This window comes from Streptomyces longwoodensis, assembly GCF_001514125.1.
Taxonomy (GTDB): Bacteria; Actinomycetota; Actinomycetes; order Streptomycetales; family Streptomycetaceae; genus Streptomyces; species Streptomyces longwoodensis.
Genome location: NZ_KQ948549.1, coordinates 26,087 through 38,601 on the forward strand (window position 1 = coordinate 26,087; position 12,515 = coordinate 38,601).

A 12,515-nucleotide genomic window follows, 5' to 3' on the forward strand; every position below is an offset into this window, starting at 1 on the left:
GGCATGCTGTGTCGGCCCCTCGTCGTGCCCCGGCCGCCGGCGGTGAGCTGTTGAGCGGAACCGGTCGGCGGACGTGCGAGGCTGAGGGGCGCCCCGCGGGGGCACGCGGTCGTCGACATGAGGCAGGTGGGCAGGTGGAGTCAGGCTCGGTGGGCCCGGTGGACGTGGGCCGCCCCCCGGAGCGGCTCACGCGCCGACTGCTCAGGGACGAGACCCTCCTGGTCCTGGGCCTCTCCCTGGGGGCCAGCGGGGTGTCCGCGCTGATCAGCTTCATCGGGTCCGTCACCAGACCCGGCGGCCTGAAGGACCAGGCGGCGACCCTCAACGCCTCCGCCGCACCGGGCCGGCCCTGGCTGGACCTCGCCTGGCAGCTGTTCGGGATCGCGTCCTCGCTCGTGCCCGTCGCCCTCGTGGCGCACCTGCTGCTGCGCGAGGGCCGCAGCCTGCGCACGCTCGGCTTCGACCGCACGCGCCCCTGGACCGACCTCGGCCGCGGAGCACTCGTCGCGGCGGTCATCGGCAGCACCGGCATCGCCTTCTACCTGGCCGCCCGCGGCCTCGGCTTCAACCTCACCGTGGTGCCCGAGGCGCTGCCCGACGTGTGGTGGAAGTACCCGGTGCTGGTCCTGTCGGCACTGCAGAACGCGGTCCTCGAAGAGGTCATCGTGGTGGGCTACCTGCTGCGCAGGCTCGGCCAGTTGGGCTGGACGCCGGGCACCGCGCTGGTGGCCAGCGCGGTGCTGCGCGGCTCGTACCACCTCTACCAGGGCGTCGGCGGCTTCCTCGGCAACATGGTGATGGGCGTCGTCTTCGTCTGGCTGTACCGCCGTTGGGGCCGGGTGGGACCGCTCGTGGTGGCGCACTCCCTGCTCGACATCGGGGCGTTCGTGGGATACGCCCTGCTCGCCGGCAAGGTGGGCTGGCTGCCGACCGCGTGAGCGCCGGGCGGCGGGGCGGTGCGGCGGTACGTCCACCGTGGCGGCCGGCCGGGCGGCGACCGCCGTGACGCTCAGGCCAGCAGCTCCCCGTCGATGACCGTCACCGCGGACCCGGTGAGCAGGGTGCGCTCGCCGCGCAGCCCGGTGCGCACCAGGCCGGAGCGCGGGGAGGCCTGCAGTCCCGTCAGGTCGGGCCGGCCCAGCCGCTCGGACCAGAACGGCGCCAGCGCGGTGTGCGCGCTGCCGGTGACCGGGTCCTCGTCGATGCCGACGTTCGGGAAGAAGCAGCGCGAGACGTAGTCGTACGGGCCCGCCGGGTCCTCCGCGCGGGCGGTGGCGATGATGCCGCGGGCCGAGTGGGCGCCGAGTGCCCGGTGGTCGGGCCGCAGGCCGCGCACCGTCTTCTCGTCGGCCAGCTCGACCAGCAGGTCGCCGACGTTCGGCCCGGTGTCCAGGACGCCGAGCGGCTCGGCGCCGAGGGCCCCGGCGAGCCCGGCCGGGGTCGCGGCGGGGGAGAGCGGCGCGGTGGGGAAGTCCAGCGTGATCGAGCCGTCCCCGGCGGGCGTGGCGACCAGGACGCCGCTGCGGGTGGTGAAGCGCACCGGGCCCTCGTGCGCGCCGGTGGCGTGGAGCACGTGCGCGGTGGCGAGCGTGGCGTGGCCGCACAGGGCCACCTCGGTGACCGGTGTGAACCAGCGCAGCGCCCAGTCGGCCCCACCGCCCTCCGGGAGGCGGTGGGCGAAGGCGGTCTCGGCGTGGTTGACCTCCTTCGCCACGTTCTGGAGCCAGGCGTCGTCGGGGAAGGCGTCGTCCAGCAGGACGACCCCCGCGGGGTTGCCGGCGAAGGGACGGTCGGTGAAGGCGTCGACGATTCGGATGCGCATGGTCCGACGGTAGGGGCAGGGTCCAGGGCCCGGCCAAGGCCAATTCCCGACGGCTGGCCCCGATCCGTGCGGGAAGATCAACGGCAGACGTCTGGAGGAGGACAGGAGGGAGACCGGACGTGAACGGCGAGGGCACCGCGGGACGCGGTGCGACGAGTGGTGAGGGGCCGGGGAGCGGCGGGACCGTGGTGATCACCGGGGCCACCGGCTTCATCGGCGGGGCCGTGCTCGGAGCCCTGGTGCGGGGCGGCGGGACGGCTGACGGCGGTGACGGGAGCGGCCCCGGGGATCCGGGCGACGTCCCGCGGGTGCGGGCGCTGGCCCGGCGGATCCCGGCGGGGCCGCGGGACGCGGTGGAGTGGGTGCGCGGGGACGTCACCGACCCGGCGTCGCTGCGCGGGCTCTGCGAGGGCGCGACGGCGGTGCTGCACCTGGCCTCGTACGTCGGCTCCGACGAGGAGCTGGGCGAGGCGGTGAACGTCGCCGGCACCCGGGCGGTGATGGCGGAGGCGGCGCGGGCCGGGGTGCCCCGGGTGGTGCACCTGTCGACGTCGGCCGTGTACGGCACCGGCCCGCACCGGGGGATCACGGTGGACGAGGTGCCGCCCGAGCCGGTCTCGGCGGCGAGCCGGACGCGGCTGGCGGGGGAGCGGTACGCGCGCGAGGCGGGGGCCGTCGTCCTGCGGCCCGGGATCGTGACGGGCCGCGGCGACCGCTGGGTCGTGACGGGACTGCGCGAACTGGTCGAGCGGGTGCCCGCGACCTGGGACGGCGGGGACGCCCTGCTGTCGGTGGTCGACGCGGGGGACCTGGGCCGGCTGGCCGCCCGGCTCGCCACGGGGCCGCGCCCGGTGCCGTCCGGCGTGTACCACGCGAGCCACCCGGAGCCGGTGCGGATCGCCGACCTGCTGGGCGAGCTGGCCGCGCTCGGCCTGGTGCCCCCGGTGCGGGACGAGGACTGGTCCTACGCGGCGTGCCTGGAGGCCCTGCGGAGCACGCCGGGCCGGGCCTCGGAGCGTCAGTTCGCGCTGGTGGCCCGCGACCACTGGTACCGGTCGGAGGACATCTGGAGGCTCGCCGACTGTCCGCCCGGTCCGGGGCCGCTGGCCCGGCTGGCGGAGGCGGTCGGGTGGTACCGGCGGTCGTCGTCGGGGGCGGCGGGCTGAACCCGTAGCGGCGCGCTCGGGGAAGACCGGCGCGCCGCACGGTCCGGGCATCGTTCCTCGGGCCTTGTCATGCGAACTGTTCCGATATATCGTTGACGCATCGCGACAGATCAACGATGGATGGAGTGATGGCGATGCGTACCCACGGATACGAGCGTGGACACGGACAGGAACACCCCTTCGGCCGCGGCCGGGGTGGCTTCGACGGGCGGCGTGCGGCCTTCGGTCCCTTCGGGCCGGGTGGCCCGGGCGGCCCGGGCGGGCGCGGCTTCGGTCCCGGCGGACCCGGGTTCGGACCCGGACCCTGGGGCCGGGGGCGTGGCGGACCGAGGGGACGGGCGCGGCGCGGTGACGTACGGGCCTCGATCCTGGCCCTGCTGAAGGACCGCCCGATGCACGGCTACGAGATGATCCAGGAGATCGCCGAGCGCAGCGGCGGCGCGTGGAAGCCGAGCCCCGGCTCGGTGTACCCCACCCTGCAGCTGCTGGAGGACGAGGGCCTGATCACCAGCGAGACCGAGGGCGGCAAGAAGCTGTTCTCGCTCACCGAGGCGGGGCGCACGGCGGCCGAGTCCGGTCCCGAGGCCCCCTGGGAGGAAGCCTCGCGCGGGATCGACTTCGAGGCCCTCGGCGAGATCCGCCAGGCGGGCTTCGGCCTGATGGAGGCCTTCGGGCAGGTCTGGAAGACCGGCACGAAGGAACAGCGCGACAAGGCGCTGACCGTCATCAACGACGCCCGCAAGAAGCTCTACCTCATCCTCGCCGACGAGGACTGAGCCAGACCCGGCGGCCTCGCGGCCGCTCGGCACGAAGGCGCCCCGCGCACGGCCGCGGGGCGCCTTCCGCGCGCCGGGGCCTGGCCAGATCTCCTCCTTGGGGAGGAGATTTCCGACGGCGCCGTCCACTGTCCGTGGGACGCCAGGATGCTCCGCTGCGCCGATGACCGGGCCGGCCGCGGCTGATGGGGTGGGAGATGTGCACCCCCGTATCCCCTCGCAGCCGGAACAGGAACCAGCCATGTCCGGCGCGGACGACGTGAGCGGGCTCGACGGCGAGCTCGCGGCGGTGACCGACGGCGAGTTCGCCGCGGTGGTCGAGGACGAGTTCGCCGCGGTGGTCGACGGCGCGCGTCGCCGGGCCGTCCGCGACGGGGACCGGCAGATCGACACCGCGCACCTGCTGCACTCCCTGCTGGAGCACGACGCGGAGGTGCGGGCCGCGTTCGGCGACGGCGCGCGGATCGCCCGGCTGCTCGGCTACCTCGTCCAGCGCAGCATCGGCTACGGACTGCGCTGGCAAGGCGCCGTGGAGGGCTCCGCGCCGGGGTCGCCGGCCGTGACGCAGGCGGCGCACGGCACCGGCGGCCAGCCCGGTGAGTGCCTCTCTCCGGTCGCCGTCGTCGCCATGGCCCACGCCCGGACCCGCGCGGTCCGCCGGGGCGCGGCCGGGACGCGCGGCCTGGACCTGCTCGCCGCGCTCGTCGCGGACCCGCGGGCCCGGGCCGTGGAGGTCCTCGGCCGGGCGGGGGTCGACGCGCGGGACCTGCTGGAGGGGGTCCGGGCAGCGTCCGGCGCGGGCGCCGCGGTCGAATGCGCCACGGGAGGCGACCTCGCCCGGTGAACGGTCCCGCCTGCCCCGCCTGCCCCACATGTCCCAGCGATCCCGCCCGTCCGTCCGGCGGCCGTGGTCCGTCCAGCCTGCGAGACAGGTGTCATCGGGGGTGACGCTCATGTCATCGCCTGTCATCATGGCCCGGTGCGTACGTCAGTGAGCAGTCAGGGCAGCCGTGGCAAGGGCGTCGGGCTGGCCCTCGCGGTGGGGTCGGCCGTCGCCTTCGGCGGGTCGGGGGTCGCGGCCAAGCCGCTGATCGAGGCGGGGCTCGACCCGCTGCACGTGGTGTGGCTGCGGGTGACGGGCGCCGCCCTGGTGATGCTGCCGCTCGCCGTGCGCCACCGGTCCCTGGTGCGCCGCCGCCCGGCGCTGCTGGCCGGGTTCGGGCTGCTCGGCGTGGCCGGGGTGCAGGCCTTCTACTTCGCCTCCATCTCCCGCATCCCGGTCGGTGTCGCCCTGCTCGTGGAGTACCTGGCCCCGGCGCTCGTGCTGGGCTGGGTGCGGTTCGTGCAGCGGCGCCCGGTGACCCGCGCCGCCGCGGTCGGCGTCGTCCTCGCGGTCGGGGGCCTCGCCTGTGTCGTCGAGGTGTGGTCGGGGCTGAGCTTCGACGCGCTCGGTCTGCTGCTCGCCCTCGGCGCGGCCTGCTGCCAGGTGGGCTACTTCGTCCTGTCCGACCAGGGCACCGACTCCGCCGACGAGGCTCCCGACCCGCTGGGTGTCATCGCCTACGGCCTGCTCGTGGGCACCGTCGTGCTGACCGTGGTGGCCCGGCCCTGGGGCATGGACTGGTCGGTGCTCGCCGGCACCGTCGGCATGGACGATTCCCAGGTGCCCGCCTGGGTGCTGCTCGCCTGGATCGTGCTCGTCGCCACCGTGCTGGCCTACGGCACCGGCGTGCTGTCGGTGCGCCGGCTCTCCCCGCAGGTCGCCACCGTCGTGGCCTGTCTGGAGGCGGTCATCGCGACGGTGCTTGCCTGGGTGCTGCTCGGTGAGCACCTGTCCGCCCCGCAGATCGTCGGCGGCGCGGTGGTGCTGCTGGGCGCGTTCATCGCCCAGTCGACCACCCCGGTCAAGGGCGCCTCGGACCCGGTCGCGGGCGGCACCCCCGAACGGGAGCTGTCCGCCCGCGGAACGGCGGCCTGAACCGCCCCGTCACCCCCCGGCGGGGCAGTGCGTCACAGCGCCGTGAGGTAGCCGGGTACGTCGGTGCCGGGCGCCAGGGCCTCGTCCGGGACGGGGGTGTCGTACCCCTTGCGCAGCGGGAGCACGCCGGCCCAGTGGGGCAGGGCATAGTCCTCCGGCTCTTCGTTCACGCCGCCCGTGCGGAGCTTGGCGGAGACCTCGTCCAGGTCGAGGCGGATCACCGCGGTGGCGGCCAGCTCCTTGCGGTTGGCGGGGCGCGCGTCGGCGGCCCGGCCCGGCACCACGTGGTCGACCAGGGCGTCCAGCGCGACCCGCTTCTCCTCCGGGTCGGTCACGTCGTGGGCGATGCCGTGCACCACGACGGAGCGGTAGTTGATCGAGTGGTGGAAGGCGGAGCGGGCCAGCACCAGGCCGTCCACGTGGGTCACGGTCAGGCACACCGGCAGCCCCGGGTCGGCCTGGCCCGTCATGCGCAGGGGGCGCGAGCCGGTCGAGCCGTGCACGTACAGCCGCTCGCCGACCCGGCCGTACAGCGTGGGCAGCACCACCGGCGCGCCGTCGCGCACGAAGCCGAGGTGGCAGACGTAGCCCTCGTCGAGTATCGAGTGCACCAGCTCGCGGTCGTACGACGCCCGGTCCGCGGAGCGGGTGGGGACCGTGCGGTCGCTCGGGGCGTAGGCGGCGGGCGGTGTGGTGGACTCGGTGCCTGACCCTGCGGTGCCCTGCATGGCGTTCTCCATTGCACTAGTGCATAATTGGCTTTGTGCTAGGAGAGTATCCGATCCAGGGACGGCGTGCGGCGGAGATTTCCGCGAGCATCGAGCGGGCGGTCGGCACGGGCGCGCTGGAACCCGGCCAACTGCTGCCGCCGATGCGCGAGTTGGCGGCCACGCTGGGCGTGAACCCGAACACGGTGGCGGCCGCGTACCGCACGCTGCGCGAGCGCGGGGTCATCGAGACCGACGGGCGCCGCGGCAGCCGGGTGCGGCCCAAGCCGGCCACCACCGACCGCGAGAAGGTCCGCCTCGACGTGCCCCCGGGCGTGCGCGACCTCGCGGACGGCAACCCCGACCCCGCGCTGCTGCCGCCGCTGGCAGGGGCGTTCGCGGCCGCCGCCGCGCAGCAGGACCGCGCGCCGGTGCTCTACGGCGCCGAGCCCGTCGATCCGGAGCTGGCCCGCATCGCCCGCGCGGGGTTCGACGCCGACGGGGTCCCGCCCGGGCCGCTCACGGTGGTCTCCGGGGCGCTGGACGCGGTCGAGCGGGTCCTCGCCGCCCACCTCAAGCCCGGTGACGCCGTCGCCGTGGAGGACCCCGGGTGGGGCAGTGTCCTCGACCTCGTCCCGGCGCTCGGGCTGCGCACGGTGCCGGTGGGCGTCGACGACGACGGGCCGCTGCCCGCCGACCTGCGCCGGGCCCTGGCGGGCGGGGCGCGCGCCGTCGTCGTCACCGACCGCGCCCACAATCCCACCGGCGCCTGCGTGAGCGCGGCCCGCGCGCGGGAGCTGCGCGCGCTCCTGGCGGAGCACCCCGGGACCGTGCTGATCGAGGACGACCACGGGCACGGCATCGTCGACCTGCCGTTCCACCCGCTGGCCGGCGTCACCGACCACTGGGCCGTCGTCCGCTCGGTCGCCAAGGCGTACGGCCCCGACCTGCGGCTCGCCGTGCTCACCGGCGACGACGTCACCGTGGACCGGGTGCGCGGCCGGCACCGGCTCGGCCCCGGCTGGGTGAGCCTGCTGCTCCAGCGGGCGGTGGTCCGGCTGTGGACCGATGGCGTCCTGGACGGCGCGGCGGTCGCGGCCGCGTACCGGCGGCGCCGCGAGGCACTGGTCACCGCGCTCGCCGCCCGCGGGGTCACGGCGCACGGCCGCAGCGGCATGAGCGTCTGGATCCCGGTCCCCGACGAGACCGCGGCGGTCGCCCGCCTCCTGCACGCGGGCTGGGCGGTCGCCCCCGGTGCCCGCTTCCGCCTCTCCTCGCCGCCGGCCGTCCGCATCACCGTGTCGACCCTCACCGAACCCGAGGTGGCGCCGCTGGCGGACGCGGTGGCGTCGGCGGTGCGGCCGGCTCCGTCGCGGAGCTACGTGTGACGCGGCGGGGCGACTTCACGTGCGCGTGCGGCAGACCCGGCGGGACGACTCCACGTGCGCGTGCGGCGGACCCGGCGGGACGCCCCGCTTCTAGCCGCGCGGCTTCACCTGGGTGAGTGCCGCGCCCAGCAGGACGATCACCGCTCCGACCGGGGTGCTCCACCGCAGCGACTCGCCGAGGATCGCCACTCCGGCGGCCGTCGCGATCACCGGGATGAAGTAGGTGACCATCTGCGCGGTCGTGGGCCCGACCTCGACCACAAGCCCGTACTGGATGAGCACCGCGACGCCCGTGCCGAGCACGCCCAGCGCGGCGACGGACAGCAGCGGCAGCACCGGGAAGTGCGTCGGCAGTGAGGTGAACAGCGGGGTGACGAGCGCGAGCTGCACCGTGGCCAGCCCCAACTGGGCGCCGGTCAGGGACAGGTTCGAGTTCCCGGTGCCGGCCAGCGTGCGGCGGACGTAGATCCAGCCGACCGGGTAGCTCAGCGAGGCGAGCAGGGCCATGGCGGTGCCCTTGGCGTCCAGGCCGGAGAAGCCCTGCCAGGCGCCCAGGACGGTCAGCACGCCGAGGAAGCCCAGGCCGAGTCCCGCGACCCGGACGCGGGTCGGGCGGTCCTCGGAGAGCGCGACCAGGGACAGCGCCATGCCCCACAGCGGCGAGGTGGCGTTGCAGATCCCGGCCAGCGTCGAGGGGATCGTCAGCTCGGAGTAGGCGAACAGCGAGAAGGGCAGCGCGTTCAGCAGGAACGCGGCGACCGTCAGGTGCGCCCAGGTCCGCGCCCCGCGCGGCAGCCGCTCCCGCTTCAGCACCAGCGCGGCGACCAGCACGGCCGTGCCGAACGCCAGCCTGCCGAACGTGACCTGGAAGGGGGCGTAGCCGTCCGTGCCCACTTTGATCAGCAGGAAGCTGAAGCCCCAGATCAGCGACAGGGCGCCGAAGCGCAGCCGCCAGTCCAGGCGCGGGCGGACCGGCACGGCCCCGGAGGGGGCGGCGGGAGCCCGGTGGGTCGGGACGGCGGGGGCCGGCGTGCCGGACGGGGTCGGCCCGGCGGACGCGGGCATGTCGGTGGCGCTGCTCATGGTCCTACGATGCGTGCGGCGACCTCGTAGCACAATCGAGAATTCGATGCCGGTACCGCGTAGCATCGCTTACATGTTGAACCTGGAGCGCCTGCGCACCCTCGACGCCCTGTCCCGGCACGGCTCGGTCAGCGCCGCCGCCGAGGGACTGCACGTGACCACGTCCGCCGTCTCGCAGCAGCTGGCCAAGCTGGAGCGGGAGGTCGGGCAGCAGCTCCTCGCCAAGAACGGGCGGGGCGTGCGGCTCACCGACGCAGGGCGGCTGCTCGCCGAGCACGCCTCCCGGATCCTGTCCCAGGTGGAGCTCGCCCAGGCCGACCTGGAGGCCCAGCGCGGTCAGGTGGCGGGGGAGCTGCGGCTGTCGGCGTTCCCCACGGCCGCGCGGGGCCTGTTCCCCGTCGCGCTGTCCGCGCTGCGCCGGGAGCACCCCGCGCTGCGGCTGCGCTCGCGCGAGCTGGAGCCGGCGCGGGGCATCGCGGGCGTGGTGCGCGGCGACCTCGACCTCGCGGTGGTCCTCGACTGGTACAACAAGCCGATGCCGCTGCCGGACGGCCTGGTGAAGGCACCCGTCCTGGACGACCCGGCCGACGTCGCCCTGCCCGCCGGGCACCGGCTCGCCGACCGGGACGAGGTGGACCTCGGGGAGTTCGCCGAGGACGAGTGGATCACCTGGGGCGAGGGCGAGTTCTGCCACGAGTGGCTGATGTTCACGCTGCGCTCCCGGGGCGTCGAACCGATCGTCGGCCACCGCGCCGCCGAGACGCACACCCAGCTCAACCTGGTGCAGGCGGGACTGGGCGTGTGCATCGCCCCGCTGCTGGGCCGGCACCCGGTGCCCGAGGGCGTGGTCATGGTGCCGCTCAAACAGCGCGTGCGGCGGCACGTCTACGTCGTCTGGCGGGCCGACGCCGACCGCCGCCCGTCGATCCGGGCGGCGGTGCGGGCGCTGCAGGAGGCGGCGGCGAAGGTCGGCTGAGGGGGGAGACGGAGTCGGGGCCGGAGCGGACCGGGCCGCGGTGGCGCCTCGGCGTCAGGCGCCTGGCGTCGCCGTGGTCGTCAGGCGTCGCCGTGGTGTCAGGCGTCGCCCAGCTTGCGGAAGTCCCAGGAGACCACCTTCTCGGGCCGCAGCCGCACCCACGCGTGCCGGCCGTCGTGCGGGATCGTGTCCAGGCCGAAGTTCTTGCGGGCGAACAGCGTCTCCACCGCGTCCAGTTCTGCGCACAGCTCCCCGGTCCGCGGCACCTCGCCGACGAACTCCGCGGTGCCGGACAGCTCGACGCCGCGCAGCTGGCCGTACTCCTCGCCCGTGTCGACCACGATCGCCACCCGGGGGTCGCGGCGCAGGTCGGCCCAGCGCCTGCTGCGCACGACCGAGTACAGCCACAGCGCGGTGCCGTCCCAGAGGAACCACAGCGCGCTGACGTGCGGGGCGCCCCCGGCGGACACGGTGGCGACCCGGCAGGTGCGCTGCGTGGTGAGGAACGCGTCCACCTCACCGGGCGTCATCATGATCTTCCGGCCCCGGCGCTGACCGACCGTCATCCGGCCCCCCGTTCCTCGTTCGTTGGTCACTCCCCGGGCACTCTCGCCGCCCGGGCACGGCGGTGTCCAGACCGGTGCGTCCCGCGCGGCGCGGCGACCGGGGCGCTCCGGCGGTCACGTGGCTCAGGCCAGGGTGATCGAGTCCCCGCTGACCTTGATCGACACCGGCGGCAGGGCCTTGGTCGCCGGACCGGACTTCACGCTGCCGTCCGTGATGGAGAAGTTGCTGTTGTGGCAGGGGCAGTGGATCACCCCGTCCTGGACGCTCTTCACGGCACAGCCCTGGTGGGTGCACACGGCCGAGAACGCCTTGAAGTCGCCGGCGGTCGGCTGGGTCACGACGACCTTCTTGTCGCCGAAGACCTTGCCGCCGCCCTCGGGGATGTCGGACGTCGTGGTGAGGGCGGCACCGGCCGCGGCGTCGCCGCCCCCCGTGCCGCCGCTGCTCGCGGACGCCCCGCCGGTGCTGCCACCCGTGCTGCCGCCCGTGCCGTTCTGCGTGTCCGACGAGTCGTCGCCGGAGCCTCCGCACGCGGTCAGCGCGACGGCGAGGCCGGCCGCTCCGGCAGCCGCCACGACGGTACGACGGGCCGGGCCCGACGTGGAGTTGAGCGATGCGCTGGTCATGCTGACGCTTCCCTTCCGGGGAGGAGGACGTGATCGTGATGTGCCAGGTGGTACGCGCCGCGGGCGCCGCGCGTTCAGCGGGCCGCGGCCCGGACCCGGACGACGTGCAGAGCCTGACCGCCGCGGCATGAGCGGGGCGTAAGCCAGAGCTGTCGCGGAGCTGTCGGCCCGGTCGGGGACCGCCGCGCACCACCAGTAACCTGGGGCGATGCTCAAGGACGTCATCGCGACGCGCTACATCACGCCCCTGCGCGAGGGCGGTTCGCTCCCCGGACTCGTCGAGGCCGACGACTCCGGAACCTACGTCGTGAAGTTCACCGGCGCGGGACAGGGCCGCAAGACGCTCGTCGCGGAGGTCGTCTGCGGGGAGCTCGCCCGCCGGCTGGGCCTGCGCGTGCCCCGGCTGGTCACCGTCGAGCTGGACCCGCTGCTGGGCCTCGGCGAGCCCGACCAGCAGGTGCAGGACCTGCTGCGGTCCAGCAGCGGCACCAACCTCGGCATGGACTTCCTCTCCGGCGCCCTCGGCTACGACCCGCTCGCCTTCCCCGTGGACGCCGGGGAGGCCGGCCGGACCGTGTGGTTCGACGCGCTGGTCAACAACGTCGACCGGTCCTGGCGCAACCCGAACCTGCTCGTGCACCACGGCGACCTGTGGCTCATCGACCACGGTGCGACGATGATCTGGCAGCACAACTGGCCCTCCGCCGAGGCCTCCGCCGCCCGTCCCTACGACGCCTCCGACCACGCCCTGGCGCGCTTCGCACCGGACGTGCGGGGCGCCGCCGCGGACCTCGCACCGCTCGTCACCGAGGACCTGCTCGCCGAGGTCACCGCCGCGGTCCCGGACGTCTGGCTGGCCGACGAGCCCGGCTTCGACCACCCGGACGACCTGCGCCGCAGCTACGCCCGGCCGCTGCTGGCGCGGGCGGCCGTCATCCAGGACCGCATCACCGGGATCGAGGGGGCAGCATGACCGGGAACCACATCAACGTCGCGGGTCACCTGACCGAACGGCACATCACCCGGGCCGGGCAGGGCGGCGGCCGGGACGTCTTCGAGTACGCCCTGCTGCGCGTCGTCCCGCGCGTGGAGCGCGGCGAGTGCGTCAACGCGGGCGTGCTGGTCTACTGCCGCGCCCGCGGGTACCTCGGCGCCCGCACCCACCTGGACGAGGCGCGCCTGCTGGCCCTGGACCCGGGGGCGGACGCCGCCGGGGTGCGGGCCGCGCTGGGCGCGGTGGAGGCGGTGTGCGGCGGGGGAGACGCGGCGGGGCAGGCGGCGGGCGACGACCCCGGCCGCCGGTTCCGCTGGCTGGTCGCCCCGCGCTCGACGATCGTCCAGCCCGGCCCGGTCCACACCGGCCTGACCACGGACCCGGAGGCGGAGACGGAACGCCTGCTCGACCTGCTGGTGCGCTGACGTCCCC

Annotated in this window: 14 protein-coding genes; 9 read left to right on the plus strand and 5 right to left on the minus strand. The window is 75.2% G+C overall.

The annotated features are described in order from the left end of the window. The first annotated feature begins 134 nt into the window (after positions 1–134). Positions 135–938: a CPBP family intramembrane glutamic endopeptidase gene (locus AQJ30_RS00110; protein ID WP_067227410.1), complete on the plus strand. Its 804-nt coding sequence runs from the start codon at positions 135–137 to the stop codon at positions 936–938. Positions 939–1,009: 71 nt separating this feature from the next. Here the strand turns inward: AQJ30_RS00110 and AQJ30_RS00115 are convergent, their stop codons facing one another. Next, positions 1,010–1,822: a PhzF family phenazine biosynthesis protein gene (locus tag AQJ30_RS00115; protein ID WP_067227412.1), complete on the minus strand. Its 813-nt coding sequence runs from the start codon at positions 1,820–1,822 to the stop codon at positions 1,010–1,012. A gap of 185 nt (positions 1,823–2,007) precedes the next feature. Here AQJ30_RS00115 and AQJ30_RS00120 point away from each other — a divergent pair, with 185 nt between their 5' ends. The 4 genes from AQJ30_RS00120 (at position 2,008) to AQJ30_RS00135 (ending at position 5,742) form a co-directional block, all read left to right on the plus strand. Further along, complete coding sequence (locus AQJ30_RS00120; RefSeq protein ID WP_067228812.1) at positions 2,008–2,988, plus strand: NAD-dependent epimerase/dehydratase family protein; 981 nt, start codon at positions 2,008–2,010, stop codon at positions 2,986–2,988. Positions 2,989–3,122: 134 nt separating this feature from the next. Then, positions 3,123–3,764: a PadR family transcriptional regulator gene (locus tag AQJ30_RS36380; protein ID WP_079083818.1), complete on the plus strand. Its 642-nt coding sequence runs from the start codon at positions 3,123–3,125 to the stop codon at positions 3,762–3,764. A gap of 199 nt (positions 3,765–3,963) precedes the next feature. Next, a complete protein-coding gene (locus tag AQJ30_RS00130; RefSeq protein WP_425424116.1) occupies positions 3,964–4,608 on the plus strand; it encodes a Clp protease N-terminal domain-containing protein in 645 nt (214 codons plus the stop codon). Between the two features lie 135 nt (positions 4,609–4,743). Continuing rightward, on the plus strand, positions 4,744–5,742 hold the full coding sequence (locus tag AQJ30_RS00135; RefSeq protein WP_211278901.1) for an EamA family transporter: 999 nt from the start codon (positions 4,744–4,746) through the stop codon (positions 5,740–5,742). A 32-nt stretch (positions 5,743–5,774) separates the two neighbouring features. Here the strand turns inward: AQJ30_RS00135 and AQJ30_RS00140 are convergent, their stop codons facing one another. Then, positions 5,775–6,470 carry a pyridoxamine 5'-phosphate oxidase family protein gene (locus tag AQJ30_RS00140; protein WP_067227420.1) on the minus strand — a complete coding sequence of 232 codons (696 nt, stop codon included), beginning with the start codon at positions 6,468–6,470 and terminating at the stop codon, positions 5,775–5,777. A 35-nt stretch (positions 6,471–6,505) separates the two neighbouring features. Here AQJ30_RS00140 and AQJ30_RS00145 point away from each other — a divergent pair, with 35 nt between their 5' ends. Continuing rightward, positions 6,506–7,837 (plus strand): aminotransferase class I/II-fold pyridoxal phosphate-dependent enzyme, encoded by a 1,332-nt coding sequence (locus AQJ30_RS00145; protein WP_079083688.1) that lies wholly within the window; start codon positions 6,506–6,508, stop codon positions 7,835–7,837. Positions 7,838–7,927: 90 nt separating this feature from the next. Here the strand turns inward: AQJ30_RS00145 and AQJ30_RS00150 are convergent, their stop codons facing one another. After that, complete coding sequence (locus tag AQJ30_RS00150) at positions 7,928–8,902, minus strand: DMT family transporter (RefSeq protein WP_391881511.1); 975 nt, start codon at positions 8,900–8,902, stop codon at positions 7,928–7,930. Between the two features lie 91 nt (positions 8,903–8,993). On the opposite strand from AQJ30_RS00150, the gene AQJ30_RS00155 reads away from it, so the two are divergent. Next, on the plus strand, positions 8,994–9,896 hold the full coding sequence (locus AQJ30_RS00155; protein WP_067227425.1) for a LysR family transcriptional regulator: 903 nt from the start codon (positions 8,994–8,996) through the stop codon (positions 9,894–9,896). A 98-nt stretch (positions 9,897–9,994) separates the two neighbouring features. Here the strand turns inward: AQJ30_RS00155 and AQJ30_RS00160 are convergent, their stop codons facing one another. Both AQJ30_RS00160 and AQJ30_RS00165 read right to left on the minus strand, forming a co-directional pair. Further along, a complete protein-coding gene (locus AQJ30_RS00160; protein ID WP_067227426.1) occupies positions 9,995–10,462 on the minus strand; it encodes a pyridoxamine 5'-phosphate oxidase family protein in 468 nt (155 codons plus the stop codon). 123 nt (positions 10,463–10,585) lie between these two features. Continuing rightward, positions 10,586–11,089 carry a Rieske (2Fe-2S) protein gene (locus AQJ30_RS00165; protein WP_067227428.1) on the minus strand — a complete coding sequence of 168 codons (504 nt, stop codon included), beginning with the start codon at positions 11,087–11,089 and terminating at the stop codon, positions 10,586–10,588. Positions 11,090–11,297: 208 nt separating this feature from the next. Here AQJ30_RS00165 and AQJ30_RS00170 point away from each other — a divergent pair, with 208 nt between their 5' ends. After that, a complete protein-coding gene (locus tag AQJ30_RS00170; RefSeq protein ID WP_067227429.1) occupies positions 11,298–12,062 on the plus strand; it encodes a HipA family kinase in 765 nt (254 codons plus the stop codon). Beyond that, entirely contained in the window at positions 12,059–12,508 is a 450-nt protein-coding gene (locus AQJ30_RS00175; RefSeq protein WP_067227430.1) for a DUF3037 domain-containing protein, read from the plus strand. Before AQJ30_RS00170 ends, AQJ30_RS00175 begins: the two co-directional genes overlap by 4 nt. The last annotated feature ends 7 nt before the right edge of the window (positions 12,509–12,515 follow it).

Coding starts and splice junctions, on each gene's coding strand:
- AQJ30_RS00160 (WP_067227426.1), bottom strand. CDS start 10,462: ATGACGGTCGGTCAGCGCCGGGGCCGGAAGATCATGATGACGCCCGGT.
- AQJ30_RS00150 (WP_391881511.1), bottom strand. CDS start 8,902: ATGCCCGCGTCCGCCGGGCCGACCCCGTCCGGCACGCCGGCCCCCGCC.
- AQJ30_RS00165 (WP_067227428.1), bottom strand. CDS start 11,089: ATGACCAGCGCATCGCTCAACTCCACGTCGGGCCCGGCCCGTCGTACC.
- AQJ30_RS00115 (WP_067227412.1), bottom strand. CDS start 1,822: ATGCGCATCCGAATCGTCGACGCCTTCACCGACCGTCCCTTCGCCGGC.
- AQJ30_RS00175 (WP_067227430.1), top strand. CDS start 12,059: ATGACCGGGAACCACATCAACGTCGCGGGTCACCTGACCGAACGGCAC.
- AQJ30_RS36380 (WP_079083818.1), top strand. CDS start 3,123: ATGCGTACCCACGGATACGAGCGTGGACACGGACAGGAACACCCCTTC.
- AQJ30_RS00140 (WP_067227420.1), bottom strand. CDS start 6,470: ATGCAGGGCACCGCAGGGTCAGGCACCGAGTCCACCACACCGCCCGCC.
- AQJ30_RS00155 (WP_067227425.1), top strand. CDS start 8,994: ATGTTGAACCTGGAGCGCCTGCGCACCCTCGACGCCCTGTCCCGGCAC.
- AQJ30_RS00170 (WP_067227429.1), top strand. CDS start 11,298: ATGCTCAAGGACGTCATCGCGACGCGCTACATCACGCCCCTGCGCGAG.